Raw genomic sequence first — 20,551 nt, 5'->3', positions numbered from 1 at the left:
ACGAACAAAAGACGAACAAAGAACGAACAAAGAATGAAGGAAATGTGGGAGTAAGTTAAAGCTAAGATAGATATAAAAAGAGGGTGATTAGTAGATTTCAACTTTGCCAAAGTTTCAAACTTTGGCAAAGTTTGTATATATAAATGAACAAAAGACGGTTCGAACCGCACGGGCAGATAGAGAAAAGACGAAGGAAGGGTGGGGGTACGTTGAGGTTAAGAGGGGGATTAAATTAAGGTAAAATGAATTTTTTACTTATTTATGTCTCTTTTTGGAGTTTATTCACTATTTTTGCACTCGATTTTTGGATAAAATATTAGTAAGAATAAAAAGAATCTTATTAATATTCATTGTGGTAGCGCTGTTGCTTACAACTTATGGTTGTTCGTATGTAAGCACTTGCGAAGAATGTTCGACCAAGAAGGTAACAGCATTAATGATAGTGAACACGCTACCAATTATACCCTTAAAAAAATAGCAAATCAGCAAATTTGTCAATTAGCAAATTAACTTTATGTCTTTACAACAAGAAATACAAAAACGCCGTACCTTCGGCATCATCTCTCACCCCGACGCGGGAAAGACAACCCTTACCGAAAAACTCTTACTCTTCGGGGGGGCTATCCAAGAAGCTGGTGCGGTGAAATCGAATAAAATAAAGAAAGGAGCTACCTCCGACTTTATGGAGATTGAACGCCAACGTGGGATTTCGGTAGCTACTTCGGTGCTGGCTTTTAACTACAAAGAGCATAAAATAAACATTTTAGATACCCCCGGGCACAAGGATTTCGCCGAGGATACCTTCCGCACTCTCACGGCTGTGGACAGTGTAATCGTGGTTATTGACGTTGCCAAAGGGGTGGAAGAGCAAACCGAAAAACTCGTTGAGGTATGCCGTATGCGTAATATTCCTATGATTGTGTTCATTAATAAGTTAGACCGTGAGGGGAAAGACGCCTTCGACCTGTTGGACGAAGTAGAACAGAAGTTGGGCTTAAAGGTTACTCCGCTGAGTTTCCCCATAGGGATGGGGTATGATTTCAAAGGGATTTACAACATCTGGGAGAAGAATATCAACCTTTTTTCAGGCGACAGCCGTAAGAATATAGAGGAGACTATTGCCTTCAACGATATTAACAGTCCTGAATTAGAGAAGATTATATCCGAACAATCTGCCGAGAACCTCCGTTCCGATTTGGAGTTAGTGTATGAAGTATATCCTAAATTCGATAGGGAAGCCTACCTCAGAGGAGACCAACAACCTGTATTTTTTGGCTCGGCATTGAACAATTTTGGGGTAAGAGAACTCTTGGATTGTTTTGTGGAAATTGCTCCTTCGCCACGCCCGAAAGCCAGTGAAGAGCGCATCGTAAACCCTGAAGAACCTACTTTTACAGGCTTCGTTTTCAAGATTCACGCAAATATGGACCCTAACCACCGCGACCGTTTGGCGTTTGTGAAAATTGTTTCGGGCACTTTCGAGCGTAACAAACCTTATTTACATACGCGTTTGGGTAAGAAGTTGAAGTTCTCCAGTCCGAATGCTTTCTTTGCCGAAAAGAAAGAAGTAGTGGATATCTCGTACGCAGGGGATATTGTAGGATTGCACGATACGGGGAACTTTAAGATAGGCGATACACTTACCGAAGGTGAAGTATTGCACTTCAAGGGGATACCGAGCTTCTCTCCTGAGCACTTCCGCTACATTAACAATGCTGACCCACTGAAATCTAAACAATTAGAAAAAGGCATCGACCAGCTAATGGACGAAGGGGTGGCACAGCTCTTTAAGTTAGACTTCAACGGTCGCAAAGTAATTGGGACGGTAGGAGCACTCCAATACGAGGTAATTCAGTATCGATTAGAACACGAGTATGGGGCAAAGTGTAGTTATGAAAACTTCCCTATTTATAAAGCTTGTTGGGTAGAGACGCCTGAAAACCCCAAAGATGCTGAGTATCTTGATTTCTTACGCGTAAAACAGAAGTTCTTAGCACGCGATAAGCAGAATCAGTTAGTCTTCTTAGCCGACTCAGCTTTCTCTATTGAGATGGTAAAACAAAAATATCCGAACTTAAAGTTGCACTTTACATCGGAGTTTGAGTAAGAAGAAATATTGATATACATAAGGTATCAGAATAGAAAAAGTTTCCTACATTTTAATATGGGGAAACTTTTTTTGTTTATAAAGTTTATTTGCTGTACTTTTGCACCCGCAAAAAACAAAATGATGAAATACACTTTATTTATAATGTTCTTGGCTATTGCGACACCTATTTTTTCTCAGGAGGCGGTGAATGACACATTGCAGGAACTTCCTAAGACAGGAATAAAAGCCGATAGAAGAGCCCAGTTAGAGAGGGCTATTTCTAAGCTATGGGAGCTTGACCGAGAAGACCAGAGAGGTACTTTTAAATTTGTGGATTACTTACCTATGTACGTAATGCCTTTCCGTTTTACGGATAAACCTACGGAACAACCTATAAGTTTGAACCCCGACCGACCTATACCCGAATGGCGCGACTACCAGCACGTAGAGGTAAAATTTCAAGTGAGCTTAAAAGCTAAGATTATGCAAGATGCTTTTGGGAAGGGTGATGTGTGGGTAGCTTTCACTCAGCAATCGTATTGGCAGATGTACAATGGTGAGCTTTCACGTCCGTTTAGGGAACTGAATTACGAACCTGAATTGATATTTACTTACCCGCTGAACCTCTCGGTGGGGAATTTTAAAGTGAAAATGGCAGGACTATCGGTAAACCACCAATCTAATGGTAAAGAAGCGGCACATTCGCGCAGTTGGAACAGAATTATTTTATTAGGTATTTTCCAATGGAATGATTTAATGGTTAATAGCCGTTTCTGGTGGCGTTTCTCAGAAAAAGCAAGAGAAGATGACAATCCCGATATTGAGAATTATATAGGACGTTGTGAATTGAGCATTGCTTACCCCTTCCGTAAAAATGTTTTTAATTTGCGAGTGAGGAATAACTTAAATTTTAATCATAATCGCGCACACGTAGAGCTGAACTGGATATATCCGCTGAATCGCGACCTGCGTATTTTGTTGCAAGCCTCTCACGGTTATGGTGATTCCCTTATCGATTACAATTACAAACAAACTATTGTGGGAGTAGGCTTTACTTTCTTAAGTCTTTAAACAGATAAGAAGTAAGAGGTAAGAGGTAATAAAGGAAACTTTTTTTGTTTATTAAGTTTTTTTGTTATACCTTTGCCCCCGAATTTAAAGATGAGAGAGATGAAAGAAGATATTGTAAAACGTGCCTTAAACGACTTTATGCAGTATGGGTTTAAAACCTTTACTATGGATGATTTGGCTAACAAAATGGGGATGTCTAAAAAGACGCTTTACGAGTATTATCCCTCTAAACAAGATTTAGTAGATGCTTGTTTAGATTATGCCTTAGAAATGAGTTGTACAAATGTAACTACTTTTGTACAAGGGGAAGGTTCAGTGATAGAAAATGTATACCGCAACCAAAAAAAGGTTCAAGAAGTTTTCAACATCAATAGTGACCGCCCTATTTGGGAATTACAAAAGTACTATCCTAAAACATACGAACGTATGAATGTAGAGACTGCCAAGGCAGATGCGATTTTTATAGATAAAGTAATGGAAAGAGGTATACAGGAGGGACTTTTTAGAGAAGATATCAATCTTAAATTCTTTAAGATTTTCTATACGGCTGTACAACGAATGAAAGCACAATCGGAGTTATTTCCTGAAACTGAGTTTTCTTTTTGGGAAACTATTTATACTATTATAGAGTATTTTTTCAGGATACTTGTCAATGAAAAAGGACTTAAAGAATTAGAACGAGTGCTTAAGGAGGTAAAAGATAAAAGGTAAAAGGTAAAAGGTTAATTTAATACTATAATACTAAAAATACCAATAATACTAATCATCAGAGATGAAAAAGTAAGGTCAGTGAGAGAAGGGTGTCTGAATAAATAAAGTAAAAAGAAGTTATAACAGAATTAAAAGGACAATATAAATAAGCCTATTAATAGGCAATTGAATTATTATGAAAAAAATCATTACGAGTGCTTTGTTGTTCCTCAGTTTTATGAGCTTTGCACAACAAAAAGAATTGACTTTAAAAGATGCTATTCGTTATGCTTTAGAGAATAAAGCGGACGCTGAGAAAGCGCGATTGGAAGTAACCAAAAGCGAATACAAAATACAAGAAGTACGCGCTAACGCACTGCCTAGTATTTCGGCTTCGGGCGGTATGGTGTACAATCCTAAGTTACAAGCTACTTATATTGATGCCAGCACATTTGCTTTCCCGGGTATGTCCGCAAGTAATGAGCCTATAAAGATGGAAATGGGGCAAAAATGGTCGGCTAATGCTGAAGCAAAACTTACCCAAGTGTTGTTTAATCAAACGGTGTTTATGGGCTTGAAAGCGGCTCGTACGACACGTGAGTTTTATATGCTTAACCAACAGCTTACCGAGAATGAAATCATTGAGAAAGTAGCACAAGCCTACTACCAAGTATACCAAACCCGACAAACATTAGAAAATATAGAAAGCAATTTGGCTCTTACCGAGAAAACGGCTAATGTTGTAAAAGGGTTAAACCAATCGGGGTTGTCAAAGAAAATAGACGTTGACCGCACTACTGTGGCTGTAAATAATCTCAAATCGGCACGCCAACAAGCCCTTAATGGGGTACAACTCTCGGAGAACGCGCTTAAATATATGATAGGTATGCCGATGAGTGAAGTAATTACTTTGCCTAAAGAAGGCTTTGAAGCTAATTACGATTTGGCTTTTGAGAAAGGTAATAGCAATACTCGTATAGAGTTACAAGTACTCGAAAAGCAAAAGCAACTTCTTGACCTCAATACCAAAGTACAACGTGCAGCACTTTATCCATCATTAGCGTTGCAGGCTACTTATGGTTATTTGAGTATGGGACCTAAAACACCGATTATTTACGGCAAGAAAGATAAAGTGTACGGAGCTGACTATTCGGCTATTACATTGGGAGTGAATATACCTATATTTTCGGGTTTCGGTACACGTGCTAAGATACACCAAGCACAGATAGAAAGTCAGGCGCTTGAAGCGACCCTTAAAGACACCCGTTTGGCAATGGATTTGGCTTATGAGAATGCCCACAGTCAGCTTACTAATAACCTTCTTACTATTGATTCGCAAAAGGAGAATGTAAAGCTTGCAGAAGAGGTATTGCTCAACACCCAAAACAACTACCAACAAGGTTTGGCTTCCCTTACAGATTTATTGGAAGCAGAACGCTCTTTATCGGATGCTAAGAACAATTACACTAATGCTTTGTTGGACTACAAATTAGCAGAAATACAGTTGCTAAAATCACAAGGGAAGTTAGAGACAATGAAGTAAGAAATCCCATAATATCTATATAAGAAAGAGACAGTACTTTTAATATTGTACTGTCTCTTTTATTTTGTTATTTGTATGTTACTTTTTCAAGTGCTCAGCTATAAGCTCTAACTCTTGATACCACTCTTCTCCAAACTTTCTAATAAGAGCCTCTTTTACGAATTTGTAGATAGGCACTTGTAACTTTTTACCCAAGACACAAGCATCATCGCATATAGGACTCCAACGATGGTAATTGACTGCTGTGAAGGAACTGTACTCTTGTAATCGTATAGGATATAGGTGACACGATATAGGTTTCTTCCAGTCTATCTTTTTATCGTTATATGCTTGCTCGATAGCACAAAGAGCCCAACCTTTTTCATTGCGTACTACATAAGCACATTCGCCTCCATTGATGAGCGGAGTTTCCCATTCGCCGTCTTCTCCTTTGATGTATACTCCTTGTTCCTCAATAGCTGTACGACCTTCCTCGGTAAGGTAAGGAGCTACTTCGGGATAAATGCGCTTCATCACTTTTAGTTCGCTTTCTTCTACGGGTGCTCCTGCATCACCTTCTATACAGCAAGCACCTTTACAAGCATTAAGGTTACAAACAAAATCGCAATCTATGATATCTTCCGAAATAATGGTATTGGCTACTTGTATCATATTTTAAACGGCTTTAATAGCTTTTTCAAAAGGAATGCGCTGAGTAATACTTCTGCCCAAAGTTACCTCATCAGTATATTCGAGTTCGCCCCCTACGGCTATGCCTCGGGCAATGGTAGAAATGGTGATATGGTAAGGCTCTACTTGTTTGTAAATATAGAAATTGGTAGTATCGCCCTCCATTGTATTGCTCAGAGCGAGGATTAACTCAGTTACTTTACCTGTCTTTACTTTTTCTATCAGTGAGGCAATGTGTAGATTGGAAGGAGCGATGCCATCGATAGGGGATATTTTGCCTCCTAAGACGTGATACTGACCAAAGAATTGTCCTGTGTTTTCTATTGCCATTACATCTCTAAAATCTTCTACAACACAAACGACTCCCGTATCACGCATAGGGTTAGCACATATCTCACATAAATCTACATCGGAGATGTTGTGGCAGTTTTTACAGTACTGGATATGGGTGCGTAAAGCCACAATAGCTTGTGCCAATTGTAGTGATTGCTCTTCGGGTTGTTTGAGCAGGTGCAAAGCTAAACGCAAAGCCGTACGTTTGCCTATACTAGGCAATTGTGCTATTTCGTAGACGGCGTTTTCTAAGAGTTTAGATGAGAAGTCCATTTTAGGAGATAGTAGTTAGGGGTTAGGAGATAGTTTGTGAGCAACTTTTGTGCAAGCCTTGTCAATGAGCTGATAGACGTTTTCGAAATCAGCTTCTGTGCCGTAATAAGGGTCGGGGATTTCGTGTTGTGTCATTCCACCCAAAGCATCAGCTAAGAAATGTACTTTAGCACGCTCTTTTTCGTTCTTAGCAAGCCGGATAACGTTTTGGTAATTGCTTTTATCCATTACGAAAATATAATCGAAAAGGGAAAAATCTTTGGCTGAGAACTGACGACCTCTAAGCATAGAGATATCTACTCCGTGTTTTTTGCCAGAGGCGATAGAACGAGTGTCAGGAGCATCGCCTACGTGATAGTTGGCGGTACCAGCTGAATCTACTTCAAAGTTATCGGAAGGGAGTTTGCTCCTCATCACGTCTTCGGCTAAAGGAGAACGGCAAATATTGCCTAAGCAAACCATTAGTATTTTCGTTTTTTTCATATATTAAAAGAGATAAGGCTTACACCTTAGAAATTAAACAAAGAGATTATTGGTTTTAACTTAGCCAAAGTGTGAAACTTTGGCTAAGTGTGTGACGCAAAAATGTTAGTTGTTACTTGTCAATTGTTAATTGAAATAGAGTCCTAATTTATCAATATATTGCCATACTTTTTCGGGGAGGAGCGGGCGTATATTGCGTCCAGCTTTGATTTCTTCACGGATAAAGGTGGCTGAGAGTTCGATGATAGGGGCGGGTACACGGGTGATATGCGGATGCTCAGTTAAAGCTTTGGGCACTGTGCCTTCTGAAATACGAGGATAGACATAAATAAAGTAATTTGCTAAAATATGCTCGTAGTTCTTCCATTTGTGAAAGCTTTTTAGGTTGTCTTCCCCCATAATTAGGGCAAAGTTAGTATTAGGGTGTTTTTCCTCTAAATAGGCTAAGGTGTTAACTGTGTAATTAGGTTGTGGCAAGTGAAACTCGATGTTTGAGGCGCGTAACTTGGGATAGCTCTCTATTGCCAAATTCACCATTTCCAATCGCAAGTGATTGTCTAATAACGATTGTTTTTCTTTAAACGGATTTTGAGGTGTTACCACAAACCACAGTTCGTTCATTGCACTGTGCTCTACCAAATGATTGGCGATAATGAGATGCCCTATATGAATAGGGTTAAATGAGCCAAAGAATAAGCCTATTTGTTTTTTCATCGGTTGATAAAATCGGTTACTATGCGCTCTGCCTCTTGTAGGGCTTGTTGTAGATTATCGTTTTTGATAATCACATCAAACTGGTGAGCAGTTGCCATTTCTTGTTCGGCTTTGTTGAGACGCATTTGTATTTTCTCCTCTGTTTCGGTTTTACGGTTGCGCAAGCGTTCTTCTAAGGCAATAAGGCTTGGCGGTTCAACAAATACTGCTAAGGTTTGTTCTGGATATTGTTGTTTGAGACGGAGACCTCCTGCGACATCAATATCGAATATCACATTCTTTCCCTTTGCCCATAGGCGTTCTACTTCTGATTTTAATGTGCCGTAATAACAACCTGTGTATACCTCTTCCCATTCCATAAATTCGTTGTGCTGAACACGTTTTTTGAATTCATCAGTAGAAAGGAAATAGTATTCTTTGCCGTGTTGTTCTTCACCACGAGGTGCACGAGAAGTAGCCGAAATAGAAAAGGCTAAGTTTAGTTTTTTGAGCGAGAGTAAATGTCTCACTATGGTAGTTTTGCCACTCCCAGAAGGAGCTGAGAAAATAATTAGTTTGTTCATTTTTTAATTAGCAAATTGGTAAATTAGCAGGTTATAATACGTTTAGAACTTGTTCTTTAATCTTTTCGAGTTCGTCTTTCATTTGGACTACTAACTGTTGCATAGGGGCGAAGTTAGCTTTTGAACCTAAGGTATTGATTTCTCTGCCTATTTCTTGTGCAATAAAACTCAATTTACGTCCGTTAGAATCTTCGCTGTGAAGGGTTTCTAGAAAATAGTCTAAGTGTTTTTTGAGTCGGATTTTTTCTTCTGTGATGTCCAATTTTTCTAAGTAGAAAATGAGTTCTTGCTCAAAGCGGTTGGCGTCTACACTCTGAATATCAGCTACCGCTTTTTCCAAGCGTTCGCGAATGAGCGCTAAGCGTTCACTGTCGAGAGCTTGTACCTCTTGCAGTAAGCTATCGATGTTACTAATACGCAAAACGAAGTCTTTTTCTAAAACTTTACCTTCTTGAATGCGGAAGGATTGCAAATCGGTAATGGCGAGGCTGATATGTTCGAAAATAGCTGAAAGTTCTTCTTCGGAAACACTTTCGGTAGTGGTTTGTAAGGCATCGGGCATACGTACTGCCATTTTTAGCAGTTCGGTAAGGTCACCATCAACAATAGTACGCATTTGCTCGATATAGGATTTTACGATATTAGGATTGATTTTAGAGGGTGTTTGTGTGCCTGTATTTTCTACAAAGATACTAAAATCTACTTTCCCGCGTAAGAGCTGCTCGGCAATGAGTTTACGGAAATCGAGTTCTTTTTCGCGATACGCTTGCGGAATACGTGTATTGATATCAATACTCTTACTGTTTAGGGATTTGATTTCTATACTAATATGTTTATCGGTGAGAGATAGTACACTCTTGCCAAAGCCTGTCATTGACTGTATCATAATATCGTTTTTGAAAATAAGTGCAAAGGTATAAAATAATTAGTAATTGACAATATTTGTGAGGTGAGTATGTTTATAAATTTTCATCAAGACTTTTATTTCATCAATGCGTTTGGTTTGTATCGGTGAATTAAGAATCGCAAATAACAAATAACGGAAATAATGCTAATGTTGGTTAGAATTAGCAATTAGCTGTTTATTAATGCGCTTTATAAGACCTGCACCTTCGTAAATGAAACCTGTATAGAGCTGGATAAGTGAGGCTCCTGCTTCTAACTTTTCGAGGGCATCGGTTTCACTAAATATTCCTCCAACGCCAATGATGGGAAATGCGTGGTTGCTCTTTTCACTTAGAAAACGTATTACCTCAGTGGAGCGACTTTTTAGAGGTTTCCCACTAAGTCCGCCAGTTTCTTTTTGATTATAGGATACTAACCCTTCTCTACCAATCGTGGTGTTGGTAGCAATTACGCCTGCAATATGAGTTTCTTGTATGATTTCGATGATATCTGACAGTTGTTCGTCGGTAAGGTCAGGGGCGATTTTTAAGAGGATAGGCTTGGGGTTTTTATGGGTTAGGTTTGTATTTTGTAAAGTGCTTAAAAGCTGTTTTAGAGGTTCTTTTTCTTGTAATGTACGCAAATTTGGAGTATTGGGTGAACTTACATTTACTACAAAATAATCGACATAATTAAAGAGTTGTTTAAAACAAATCAGGTAATCGTTTACGGCTTCTTCATTTGGGGTGGTTTTATTTTTACCAATATTTCCTCCTATCAGTACATTGGTATTCTTTTTAAGGCGCTTTACAGCAGCTTCAACTCCTTCGTTGTTAAAGCCCATACGGTTTATAATTCCTTGGTCTTCTAAGAGTCTGAACAATCGCTTTTTGGGGTTCCCCAGTTGTGGTTTAGGGGTAATGGTTCCGATTTCGATAAAGCCAAAACCTAAATTGGCTAATTCTTTGTACAATTTAGCATCTTTATCTAAACCTGCGGCTAATCCTATGGGATTTTTGAAGTGTAGCCCAAAGACTTCGCGATGTAGAGAAGGGTGTTCCACATTGTATATTTTGCGAATGAGCAAAGGCACTAAGGGGATTTTGTGAATAAACTTTAAGTATTTAAATGTAAAGTGATGAGCTTTCTCGGGGTCGAGACTGAAAAGGAATGGGCGAATGAATAGCTTATACATATCTTGGAATTTGAGAAAAAGGGTTAAGATTAGGGTTGTGCCATAAAGTTGTGCAAGGCTTCTATGGTCTCGGCTTCGTTCTCAATATATACTAAATGTCCGCCTGAAAGCAAGGTATAGCTTGCACCTGCTTTTTGGGCTAATGCTATCAAACTATCGGAAGGGATAAGAGCGTCTTTTTTACCCATAATGATATGCTTTTTAGCGGTTAGTTGTTCGAATAGTTCAGTGCGGTCGGGGCGTTGTTTCATTCCTAAGGAAGCTGCTTTGATACCTTCGTTAGGGGTGTGCATTGCTATATCGATTAGTTTGTTGAGCGCGGGTTTCATCAGCGTTTTGTTTTCATCGCTAAAGAGGTTTGTAACGGCAGTGCGCACGAAGAGTTCTTTCTCTTTATCGATTACTTTCAGCACTCGGTCTCTATTCACTTTTTTCTCTGGGGAATCGGGTAGGGTAGTGGAGTTTAACAATACTATTCCTTCTACTTTTTTGAGTAATAATTCAGCAAAAGCTAAGGCTACATAACCTCCCATTGAGTGCCCCACGATGGTGCAATGTTCTATTTCTTCTTTTAGTAAGATATCGTTTACTTGGTTTGCCATCATTTCCATTGTGTGTACTGGGGCGATAGTGGGGCTCTGCCCGTGCCCTAAAAGGTCGATGGATAGTGTGAAATATTCGGTAGAGAGAGCTTTAGTGATAGGTTGCCATATAGTATGGTCTTCTAAAAAGCCGTGAAGGAAGACAACTGTCTTATTCTTTCTTTTTCCTTCTTTTTGATAAAAAGACTGTTTCATTGTGATAATTAGTTTGTTAGGTGCTTTTTTGGGTTTGTTTTGCTATTGTTGTAAAAGCTTGATAGTTAAGGGATAGATATAGGGAGCTTATAGGAAGCTTATACGAATCTTGGACGATAGATATAGAAAAGCTATACGAATGATATAAGGTAGTAATCCCTATTCTAATTACGTTTTATATAAGATATATTTCGTTTTGAGAGATAAAGTGCTTTTTAGAGCTGTTTAATAGGAGGTTATTCTCTTGGAAAAGAGGTGTTTAGTAGTCGTTCTTTACTCAGTACGACGCCTCCTTCGTCAGCTCCTTGTCCGCCTGCGTAGTTTACCCAATTAACGGTTTTCCAATGAGGGGTAACTGTAACGATGCGGGTAGAGCCAAAAGCCATATAGTAAGTAGTTTTAATGCCTTCGTGGCGGACGTCCATACCAGCTTGTATGCCTACTTTGGCGTTGGGGGTACTTGGGTCGAGACGTACCTCTACTTGCATATACACGCCTTCGACTTTGCTGGGGGTGAACTCTCCCACAGGTTTCATAAGTTTAGAACCAAAGTGGTTTACTAATATTTTGGCATCATACCATTTGCCGTCGTATTTTCCTGATTTGGCAATAGGGATAGTGGAATAGTTTTTTTCTTGTATTACTTTAATCTTCCCATTGCCTGCTTCTGTTACGATATCTTTATAATATGTAGCCGCCCACGTGATAGGGGCTTGGTCGGTAATATCAGTTTCAGGAAAATGAACTCTCCGCCATACGTTTTCACCTTTGTAAAGCACGTAGAAGCGAAAGTTTTTTACATTTATCAAAGCGTTAGGGTTCTGATTGTTCTTTTCAGAAAATAGCACCCCCCAAAGGTTGTACAATTCAAAATATCGGTTTTCGTTGGGGTACTTGCAGTAGCCTTCTTTGCCATAAAGCCCCCAATAACAACTTTTATAAATGATTTTGTCGTGATTAAGAGACGCAAAATTTAAAGCAGCCCCGATAGATATGTTACCTCCTTTTTCGAACAATCTGTTGGAAGTATTACTATAACCATTGAAAATGAAGAGAGTGTTGTCACTAAAATTTGTGTCGTGCCCTGCTTCGGTATTGCGCATAGCTTGTTGTAGCATTTGTTGGGAATGCTCAGAAAGGTTATTGCTGTTGCTGTCTTTATTACAGCTTATCAGTGTAATAACCGAGAAAATGATACTATAAGAGAGAATGTTTTTCATTTGTTGTGATTATAGATTGTTGAGATATACGCGACAAAGGTACAAATAATTAATCATTTAATACTATAAGTATGATGAAAAAAATATACCTTTGCAATCTGTTAGTAATGTTGATACAAACAACGATGGGAAATATTTATTTAATACCGAACTTATTAGGGGGTGTTGCTCTTGATGTATTGCCAGCACAGGTGACAAATGTAGTGCAATCACTTACTTATTTTGTAGTAGAAAACGAAAAGTCGGCAAGGAAGTTTATCAAGCTCGTTACTCCGGACAAGGTGCAAGCAGATTTAAAAATAGTTGTGATAGATAAGCACCATCAGGATACTGACTATCAGAGTTTTTTAACCCCTTGTATGGAAGGACACTCGATAGGGATTATCTCGGAGGCAGGTTGCCCAGGGATAGCTGACCCAGGAGCTGATATTGTGCGGGTGGCTCACCAAAAAGGACTGAAAGTGATTCCGCTGGTAGGACCTTCTTCGTTGTTACTGGCAATGATGGCGAGTGGACTTAATGGGCAGAATTTTGCTTTTAACGGATATCTCCCTATTGATAAACAAGAGCGAAAGAAGGTACTTAAAACCTTAGAGCGCAAAGCACGAGAAGGACAGTCGCAACTATTTATAGAAACGCCTTACCGCAATAAGCAGATGCTTACTGACTTGATAGAGACATTACAGGCTAATACTCTTTTATGCGTGGCTTGTGATATTACACTTCCTACTGAAGAAATTAAAACACTCCCTGTGCATCGTTGGAAGAAAACGAATATTGATGTGCAGAAGAGACCTACTATTTTTATTATAGGGAGCTGAAATGATATGTAACTTTATAGAAAAAGGCTATCTGAGATTCTTCTCAGATAGCCTTTTTTGTAAATTCTTATTGTACTGGCATTGAAGAAACAGCTGCCGCTGTTGCAAAAACAGTAGCTAAAAGAATAAGGATAACAAGCCCAATTAAAGAGAGCACAAGCCCTGCAATGGCTAATCCTTTAGGAGTTTTAGTAACACCTATACCTGAAAGGACAAGTCCTAAAAGCCAGATAATCCACCCTAAAACAGGAACCCAACCTAAGAATACAGCTATTAAAGCTAATACGAAACCAGCGGTGCCTATTCCGTTGCTCTTAGAGGAGTTTTGGATAATGATGGTTGGGTTGTTTTCTTTAGCAGTTTGCTGTTCTTGAGAAACAGATTGCTCTTGTGTTGAAGTTGTATTTTCTTCCATAAAAAACTGAAAATTAAAATTACTCCCTACTCTGTTAAAGGCTTTTCGGGGTGTCGCCTTTTGCTATTTAAAATCGGTTGCAAAGATATGAAATATTATGATATGAAGGAAATTATTTTAACAAAAAATTAAGTTTTCTTTTATAACAAGTGTTTTTTCCACTCTTTCCAATGGTATTTCTTGGCGTAGATATACAATAAAAGAGGAAAGCAGAACAATAGAGGAGCCCATACACTGAAGCCTAAAGAGGGTTCTGAGACATCACGCAAGACGGAAGGAACTTGGAAAACTGTCCAGTCGGAAGTTACTAAAAGAGCTGTAAAAAGGTTGTTGGCGGTGTGAAACCCTAAGGCTAATTCTAAGCCATCGTCCATTAAGGTAGTGATACCTAAGAACAAGCCTGTACCTATGTAATAGATAAGCAAGCTGTATCCTAATTTTTCTACCTCGGGGTTGGCAATGTGCATTAGTCCGAAGGTGATAGAGGTAAAAAGCAAAGGAAACCACGCATTGCGCATTACAAGTCCTAAGCCTTGCATTAGGTAGCCACGAAAGAATATTTCTTCAAAAGCGGTTTGCAAAGGAATGAATAGCACTACTATCACGAGTAGTTTTAAGAAAGGTATCCACTGAAAATTCCAAATATAATCATCGGGGTTAAAAAATAAGTAGTCGATACAAGTTATGCCTATGGTTACGCTTCCCCACAACAAGAAAGCAAACCAAAAACGCTTCCAACTGATACGGGGTCGCGCCGTAATAAGTGCTACCAAAGGCTGGCGATGTATGAACTTCACCCATAGTAACAATAACCCTAAGAAGATAGCAAAGATAACTAAGTTCTCAAACAAGAATTGTAATTCACCTTTTTGGGCAATTTCCGACTGTATAAGTGTAGTAGTATCAAAAAACTGTGCTACTAAAAAGTTCAACCCTGTAAAGGCAAAGAACAGGGTTGGAACTATAATGTAAAGCCACTTAGAGCTCTGTGACAATCTTCCGTTTTTAAGATACATAGCTTTATTGTGTAATGATTCCTATTTCGGCATACGATACTCTATTGGTATCATCTACAGTTTGGGTAGCGGTAAGCTTGATATAACGGGCTTTCTCAGCAGGGAAAGTAATGCGTTGTTCAATAGGATTGTTCTTGATATTGCCAAATTCTCCCTCACTTAGCTTCTTCCAATGTACATTATCAGTACTCACTTCAAAAATGTAATGACTGATAGTTCCTTCAGCCCAGCGGTCCTGTGAAGGCAAATAGGTAAATCCTTTTAGGTTTAACAGCTCTCCTAAATCAATAGTAATGGCAGTGGGTGTATTGCCCTTTTCTTGAGCAAACCACGTATTAGGTTTTTCATCAATTACTTTCTGGATATCAGAGGAAGCAGAAGATAACACTTTCCACTTTGCTTTGGGGATATCCAATGCGTAAGAAGCTACTTCACTGTACAATTGCTGCTTGCCGTCATAGGCTACAAATTTTAAAGAAGTAGGCTGAGTAACAGGGAAAGGAGTTGTATAGCGCAACGACTGTTTAGTAGGCTGACTGCCGTCTAAGGTATAATAAATTTCAGTTTCAGTATCAGCGGGAGTGAGGGTTACTTGACCATTCTTATCACGAGAAAGCTGAGGAGTTACCAATAAAACAGGTGCATTGTATAACCCTATATTGCTAATCAATGGCGAACCTTTAGCTTCTAAAACTGTGAAACGAACCTTAGTAGCTGTTACTGATGGGAAGCGTAGTAATCGTTTGTAGCCAATAGTTGTTTGTTCATCTATAGTTTCCCATTTGCCATCTTTTTGGTATTCTAATTTAAACTTCTTTACACGTTGCCCCAATGGGATATACTCTTGTGCCATAAAGCGATTAAAAGTAGTAGGCTTGGTAAAGTTTAGTTCTATAGAAGCTTCTGTTACTCCTTCGTCGGTTGTCCAATAGGTGTTTTTATCACTATCGGTAGTTTTTTCAGGGTTAAATAGCTTGTTATTTTTACGAATATTAGAAGCCGTTACAGAGGCTTCAGTTACGAGGTTACGTGCAAAATCTGCTTCTATAACTTTTTTGAGTTCCATTAATCTCTTGATGTCATTTTCGTGTACTAAGCCACGTCTATCCACGGGAAGATTGAGTAATAAGTTGTAACCGCGACCTACTGAAGCGTAGTATATGTCTACCATTTTTTCTAATGGACGCACTTGGTGGTCTTCGCGTGCGTGGTAATACCAACCTGGGCGAATAGATACGTCAGCTTCGGCAGGAATCCAATTTACGCCATTTTCATCGCCTTCACCCAAATGATGTAAGCGGTCTTTTCCTTGTAAAGAAGGGTTAGAGGTAAAAGGATTCCAGTTAGTAGGAGTACCAAAGCCTTTTTCATTACCTATCCAGCGAATATCCGGACCTTCATCACCAAAGATAGTAGCATTAGGCTGCAAATCGCGTACTATGGCGAATGTTTTATCCCACTGATAATAAGTATGAGCATCAATAGTACGAGTTTCGTTAGCTCCACCGTAATAACCTGAACCACCGTTGGCACCGTCAAACCATACTTCAAATATTTCACCGTAATTGGTAAGCAATTCTCGTAGTTGGTTATGGAAATAGGTAACGTAGGCTTCTCTGCCATACTCAGCGTGGTTTCTATCCCAAGGTGATAAATATACTCCAAATTTAAGTCCTGCTTTGTGGCAGGCTTCTGAAAGCTCTTTTATAACATCGCCTTTACCGTTTTTCCAAGGTGAGTTTTTTACAGAGTGCTCAGTGTACTCTGATGGCCATAAGCAGAAACCATCGTGGTGCTTAGCCGTGATGATAACGCCTTTCATACCAGCGTCTTTAATCACTTTCACCCACTGATTTACATCTAATTCAGTAGGGTTGAATAAAACAGGGTCTTCACCACCTGTGCCCCATTCCATATCGGTAAAGGTGTTCATATTAAAGTGGATAAAAGCATAATATTCCATCTCGTGCCACGGCAACTGACGTGGGGAAGGAATAGCTCCCACTGACTTGGGTGCTTCAATACTTTTGCAAGCCACCATACATAAAGCGGTGGCTAATAAGGCTAATTTTTTCATTGTATACAGTATTTAAACTTCTTTGTTATAAAGTTTTCATAAGTGGTGCAAAGATATAGAATATTTTTTTACTATCAAAATAAAATTCTAAAGATTGTATCTCGTACTAATATCTCAATAAAATTATTTTAACTTTTCTCTTGTGTTACTAAATAAAAAAGAGACTATTCTCTTATGAAAATAGTCTCTTAAATATGTTTTTCTTTTCTCTTACTGATTAGAGAACTTCTGTATTACTTCTTCTAAAACATCATACACTCGGTCTAATTGAGTATCTGTGATGATGTAAGGGGGCAAAATGTAGATAATATTTCCCACCGGACGCAGTATTACGCCTTCTGAGATGAAGAAGTTGTACAGTTTATCCCTGAATGAGCCGTAGTAGTCAGTATTTTGAGAGGTTTTGAGGTCGAATGCCAAAATAACACCTAAGGTACGTGCATTCTCTACCGATGGATATTTCGCAATACGGGCTAAAAACTCCTGATGACGGCGTGCAATGCGTTTTAAGTTGGCTTGCATTTCGTCACTTTCCAATATGCGAATAGCTTCTAAGGCAATCGCACAGCCTGTGGGGTTTGCCGTAAAGGTATGTCCGTGGAAAAGAGCTTTGTTCACGTCTTCACTGTAAAAAACGTCGAATATCTCTTGGGTAGCAGTAGTTACTGCAAGCGGAATTGTTCCTCCTGTAAGAGCTTTCGATAAGCACATAATATCGGGTTTATGAGTGAGATAGTCCGAAGCAAAAGTGCGCCCTGTACGCCCGAAGCCTGTCATTACCTCGTCGGCAATGGTAATCACACCATTTTCTTGTGCGATATGAATCAGCTTGTCTAAGGCTTCTGGTTCATATATTTGCATTCCTGAGGCTCCTTGTACTAAGGCTTCAAATATAAAGGCGGCAGGGTGATGTTCAGCAATCACTTCTTTTAGTTTTTTAGCAGCTTCATCGCTTCCTTTTTTGGGTAACGGTATGCGCACTACTTTCAACAAATGTTCTTTAAAAGCATCAGTAAAGAATGAAATACCCGAAGCTGCCATAGCGGCAAAGGTATCTCCGTGAAATGCATCTTCAAAAGCAACTACCGTAAAGCGCTTCTCGCCTTTATTGAAAAAGTACTGTAACGCCATCTTGATACCTACTTCCACTGCTGTCGACCCGTTGTCCGAGAAGAATACTTTCTGTTGGTTTTTAGGCAGGATACTGATGAGCTTTTCAGCAAGCTCTACCGCAGGTCGGTGTGTAAAGCCACCAAAGAGCACGTGCTCTAACTGGGTGAGTTGTTTGTAGGCAGCTTGGGCTAATCGCTCGTTGCTATGCCCATAGGGGTTCACCCACCAACTGGCAATGGCATCTATGTATTCTTTGCCGTCCTCGTCCCAAAGGAGAGCATCTTTTCCTTTCACAATTCCGATAGGTTTGGCAGCCGTTTGATGTTGGGTATACGGGTGCCACAAATGTTTTTCGTCTCGCTGTTGTAAATTCATTTTTTCGATTGTATAATGGTTTTGGTTATAATATCTTTTTCCATATTCCAGCCTCTCGCCGGACTGTATTCGCGCCCGTACAAGATGATTTGCACGTGCAGTTTGTTCCATTTTTCTTTGGGGAAGAGTCGTTTGGCATCTTTCTCAGTTTGCACTACCGAACTACCGTCGGAAAGCTTCCAGCGGTGCATCAGTCGGTGTATATGGGTATCAACGGGGAAGGTCGGAATGCCAAAGGCTTGTGCAAGAACAACGCTGGCAGTTTTATGTCCTACTGAGGGGAGAGCCTCTAAAGCCTCAAAGGTTTGAGGAACTTCACCGTTGTATTTGTCTATGAGTATTTGGGAAAGCCCGTGAATACCTTTAGATTTCATAGGGGCAAGCCCTAAGGGTTTGATAATCTCCTGTATTTCGTCTACCGAAAGTAGTACCATATCATACGGATTGTCCGCTTTGTTAAATAGAATAGGCGTGATTTGGTTCACCCGTGCATCGGTAGTTTGTGCCGATAAGAGTACGGCTATCAGTAGCGTATAAGGGTCTTTGTGTTGTAGGGGTATAGTAATTTCAGGATAGATACTTTCCAGTGTATCAATGATAAAGTTTACTTTTTCAGCTTTTTTCATTTCTCTTTTCTAATAATACAACATTCTCTACGTGGTAGGTTTGTGGAAACATATCCACGGGCTGAACTTTGGTTACTTTATAAGTTACATCAAGCAAGGAAAGGTCTCGCGCTTGCGTTGCACTATTGCAACTTACATATACTATCTTTTTGGGGGCTATTTGAAGAATTTTAGCTACTACATCTTTGTGCATACCGTCGCGAGGAGGGTCGGTGATAATCACATCAGGGGTGCCGTTTTCTTCTATAAAAGTGTCGTTGAAAATGTTTTTCATATCTCCCACGTAAAAAGTAACATTCTCAATACCATTGGCAAAAGCATTGTCTTTGGCATCTGCTATAGCCTCTGGTACAGCTTCTACCCCTATCACCTTTTTCGCTTTTTTCGCTACAAACTGCGCAATAGTGCCCGTCCCCGTATAAAGGTCGTACACTAATTCATCGCCCTTTAAATCGGCAAAGTTACGAGCTACTTGGTACAGCTTGTACGCTTGTGCCGAGTTAGTTTGGTAAAACGACTTGGCATTGATTTTAAATCGCAACCCTTCCATTTCCTCATAAATACAGTCAGTACCTTTATAGCAAATAAGTTCTTGGTCATAAATAGCATCGTTGCCTTTGCTATTGATACAGTATTGCAAAGAGGTAATCATCGGGAATGTCTCTGCAATATGGTCGAGGAGCAGTGTAATTTTAGGGTCGTTGCGGAAGAACTGTATCACTACCATTATTTGCCCAATGGAGCTAATGCGTATCATCATAGTACGCAATAAGCCTGTTTGTTGCCTCGGGCTGTAAAAAGGCATTTCGTTCGCCAAGGCAAAACGCTTTATCTCGAAGCGTATCGCGTTAGAAGGCTCGGCTTGCAAGTAACATTTGTCTATGTCTAAAATCTTGTCCCAAGCTCCTGCTATGTGAAAACCTAAGGCATTCCGATTGTCTATTTCGTCGGCTTTCTTAATTTCATCGGGAGTGAGCCAGCGCATATCCGAAAAAGAAAACTCCATTTTGTTGCGGTAGTAATAAGTCTCGTCAGAGCCTATGATAGGCATTACAGCAGGAATTTCTATCCTACCCAATCGTACTAAGTTGTTTTCTACTTCTTTCTGCTTGTAAAATAGCTGACTTTGGTAGTTCATATCTTGCCATTTGCAACCGCCACAATAGCCAAAGTGAGAACATACGGGCGTTACTCGTTGCTCTGATAGTTGGTGATATTTAGTTACAAAACCTTCATAATAAGCCGATTTCTTTTTGGTGGTCTGCACATCTACTACATCACCAGGAATAGCGTTACTTATAAATATCACACGTCCGTCAGGAGCTTTAGCAATGCTTTTGCCTTTGGCTCCTGCATCAATCACGGTTACATTTTCAATGGTTATATGCTTATTTTTGCTCATTATGGGTGCAAAGGTACAAAATAATTGCGAATTACAAATGCTCTCATTATATTCAAACTCCCTCCAAGATTTTCCAATATTCCCACTAACCTACTAATTTCCTAATTCACTAATTCTCTAATTTCCCAACCCGCTCATTCTCTTTCCGTCGCTATATCCCCCTCTCCTTGGGAGAAGTCTC

20 protein-coding genes are annotated in these 20,551 nt (G+C 39.5%); 5 read left to right on the top strand and 15 right to left on the bottom strand.

Annotated elements, in window-relative coordinates; all coding sequences use genetic code 11:
* The first annotated feature begins 514 nt into the window (after positions 1-514).
* From HMPREF9078_RS01785 to HMPREF9078_RS01770, 4 genes are all read left to right on the top strand, one after another.
* On the top strand, positions 515-2,107 hold the full coding sequence (locus HMPREF9078_RS01785) for a peptide chain release factor 3 (protein ID WP_009419006.1): 1,593 nt from the start codon (positions 515-517) through the stop codon (positions 2,105-2,107).
* A gap of 120 nt (positions 2,108-2,227) precedes the next feature.
* Positions 2,228-3,160: a phospholipase A gene (locus HMPREF9078_RS01780; protein ID WP_083477072.1), complete on the top strand. Its 933-nt coding sequence runs from the start codon at positions 2,228-2,230 to the stop codon at positions 3,158-3,160.
* Between the two features lie 99 nt (positions 3,161-3,259).
* On the top strand, positions 3,260-3,871 hold the full coding sequence (locus tag HMPREF9078_RS01775; RefSeq protein WP_198142750.1) for a TetR/AcrR family transcriptional regulator: 612 nt from the start codon (positions 3,260-3,262) through the stop codon (positions 3,869-3,871).
* A 175-nt stretch (positions 3,872-4,046) separates the two neighbouring features.
* Positions 4,047-5,393: a TolC family protein gene (locus HMPREF9078_RS01770; protein ID WP_009419003.1), complete on the top strand. Its 1,347-nt coding sequence runs from the start codon at positions 4,047-4,049 to the stop codon at positions 5,391-5,393.
* A gap of 78 nt (positions 5,394-5,471) precedes the next feature.
* Here the strand turns inward: HMPREF9078_RS01770 and HMPREF9078_RS01765 are convergent, their stop codons facing one another.
* The 9 genes from HMPREF9078_RS01765 to HMPREF9078_RS01725 all read right to left on the bottom strand — a co-directional run bounded on the left by HMPREF9078_RS01765 (position 5,472) and on the right by HMPREF9078_RS01725 (position 12,525).
* On the bottom strand, positions 5,472-6,044 hold the full coding sequence (locus tag HMPREF9078_RS01765; RefSeq protein WP_009410352.1) for a DUF3109 family protein: 573 nt from the start codon (positions 6,042-6,044) through the stop codon (positions 5,472-5,474).
* A gap of 3 nt (positions 6,045-6,047) precedes the next feature.
* Positions 6,048-6,668, bottom strand: a complete 621-nt coding sequence (gene recR / locus HMPREF9078_RS01760; protein ID WP_009419002.1) for a recombination mediator RecR — start codon at positions 6,666-6,668, stop codon at positions 6,048-6,050.
* Positions 6,669-6,683: 15 nt separating this feature from the next.
* Positions 6,684-7,151: a low molecular weight protein-tyrosine-phosphatase gene (locus tag HMPREF9078_RS01755; RefSeq protein WP_009419001.1), complete on the bottom strand. Its 468-nt coding sequence runs from the start codon at positions 7,149-7,151 to the stop codon at positions 6,684-6,686.
* A 126-nt stretch (positions 7,152-7,277) separates the two neighbouring features.
* Positions 7,278-7,865 (bottom strand): nicotinate (nicotinamide) nucleotide adenylyltransferase, encoded by a 588-nt coding sequence (nadD, locus tag HMPREF9078_RS01750; protein ID WP_009419000.1) that lies wholly within the window; start codon positions 7,863-7,865, stop codon positions 7,278-7,280.
* The gene (gene gmk, locus HMPREF9078_RS01745; RefSeq protein WP_009418999.1) at positions 7,862-8,428 is read right to left on the bottom strand and encodes a guanylate kinase; all 567 of its coding nucleotides are present in this window, start codon (positions 8,426-8,428) and stop codon (positions 7,862-7,864) included. The genes nadD and gmk overlap by 4 nt, the downstream gene beginning before the upstream one ends.
* 31 nt (positions 8,429-8,459) lie before the next feature.
* Positions 8,460-9,314 carry a YicC/YloC family endoribonuclease gene (locus HMPREF9078_RS01740; protein WP_009418998.1) on the bottom strand — a complete coding sequence of 285 codons (855 nt, stop codon included), beginning with the start codon at positions 9,312-9,314 and terminating at the stop codon, positions 8,460-8,462.
* Between the two features lie 165 nt (positions 9,315-9,479).
* Positions 9,480-10,508 carry a quinone-dependent dihydroorotate dehydrogenase gene (locus HMPREF9078_RS01735; RefSeq protein ID WP_009418997.1) on the bottom strand — a complete coding sequence of 343 codons (1,029 nt, stop codon included), beginning with the start codon at positions 10,506-10,508 and terminating at the stop codon, positions 9,480-9,482.
* A 29-nt stretch (positions 10,509-10,537) separates the two neighbouring features.
* Complete coding sequence (locus HMPREF9078_RS01730) at positions 10,538-11,305, bottom strand: alpha/beta fold hydrolase (RefSeq protein ID WP_009418996.1); 768 nt, start codon at positions 11,303-11,305, stop codon at positions 10,538-10,540.
* Positions 11,306-11,541: 236 nt separating this feature from the next.
* Positions 11,542-12,525, bottom strand: a complete 984-nt coding sequence (locus HMPREF9078_RS01725; protein WP_034542539.1) for a hypothetical protein — start codon at positions 12,523-12,525, stop codon at positions 11,542-11,544.
* Between the two features lie 71 nt (positions 12,526-12,596).
* On the opposite strand from HMPREF9078_RS01725, the gene HMPREF9078_RS01720 reads away from it, so the two are divergent.
* The gene (locus tag HMPREF9078_RS01720; protein WP_009418994.1) at positions 12,597-13,346 is read left to right on the top strand and encodes an SAM-dependent methyltransferase; all 750 of its coding nucleotides are present in this window, start codon (positions 12,597-12,599) and stop codon (positions 13,344-13,346) included.
* A 67-nt stretch (positions 13,347-13,413) separates the two neighbouring features.
* Here the strand turns inward: HMPREF9078_RS01720 and HMPREF9078_RS01715 are convergent, their stop codons facing one another.
* The 6 genes from HMPREF9078_RS01715 to rlmD all read right to left on the bottom strand — a co-directional run bounded on the left by HMPREF9078_RS01715 (position 13,414) and on the right by rlmD (position 20,370).
* Positions 13,414-13,761, bottom strand: coding sequence for a hypothetical protein (locus tag HMPREF9078_RS01715; RefSeq protein ID WP_009410361.1), 348 nt, complete (start codon positions 13,759-13,761; stop codon positions 13,414-13,416).
* Positions 13,762-13,901: 140 nt separating this feature from the next.
* On the bottom strand, positions 13,902-14,777 hold the full coding sequence (locus HMPREF9078_RS01710) for a CPBP family intramembrane glutamic endopeptidase (protein ID WP_009418993.1): 876 nt from the start codon (positions 14,775-14,777) through the stop codon (positions 13,902-13,904).
* A gap of 4 nt (positions 14,778-14,781) precedes the next feature.
* Positions 14,782-16,854, bottom strand: a complete 2,073-nt coding sequence (locus HMPREF9078_RS01705; RefSeq protein ID WP_009418992.1) for an alpha-L-fucosidase — start codon at positions 16,852-16,854, stop codon at positions 14,782-14,784.
* Positions 16,855-17,064: 210 nt separating this feature from the next.
* Positions 17,065-18,342: an adenosylmethionine--8-amino-7-oxononanoate transaminase gene (gene bioA / locus HMPREF9078_RS01700; RefSeq protein ID WP_009418991.1), complete on the bottom strand. Its 1,278-nt coding sequence runs from the start codon at positions 18,340-18,342 to the stop codon at positions 17,065-17,067.
* Positions 18,339-18,968, bottom strand: coding sequence for an endonuclease III (nth, locus tag HMPREF9078_RS01695; protein WP_009418990.1), 630 nt, complete (start codon positions 18,966-18,968; stop codon positions 18,339-18,341). The genes bioA and nth overlap by 4 nt, the downstream gene beginning before the upstream one ends.
* On the bottom strand, positions 18,955-20,370 hold the full coding sequence (gene rlmD / locus HMPREF9078_RS01690; RefSeq protein WP_009418989.1) for a 23S rRNA (uracil(1939)-C(5))-methyltransferase RlmD: 1,416 nt from the start codon (positions 20,368-20,370) through the stop codon (positions 18,955-18,957). Before rlmD ends, nth begins: the two co-directional genes overlap by 14 nt.
* Between the last annotated feature and the right edge of the window lie 181 nt (positions 20,371-20,551).

It is taken from the genome of Capnocytophaga sp. oral taxon 380 str. F0488, assembly GCF_000318255.2.
Taxonomy (GTDB): Bacteria; Bacteroidota; Bacteroidia; order Flavobacteriales; family Flavobacteriaceae; genus Capnocytophaga; species Capnocytophaga ochracea.
The sequence above is the reverse complement of the archived record's forward strand: the minus strand, read 5'-3'. Positions and strand labels throughout refer to the sequence as shown.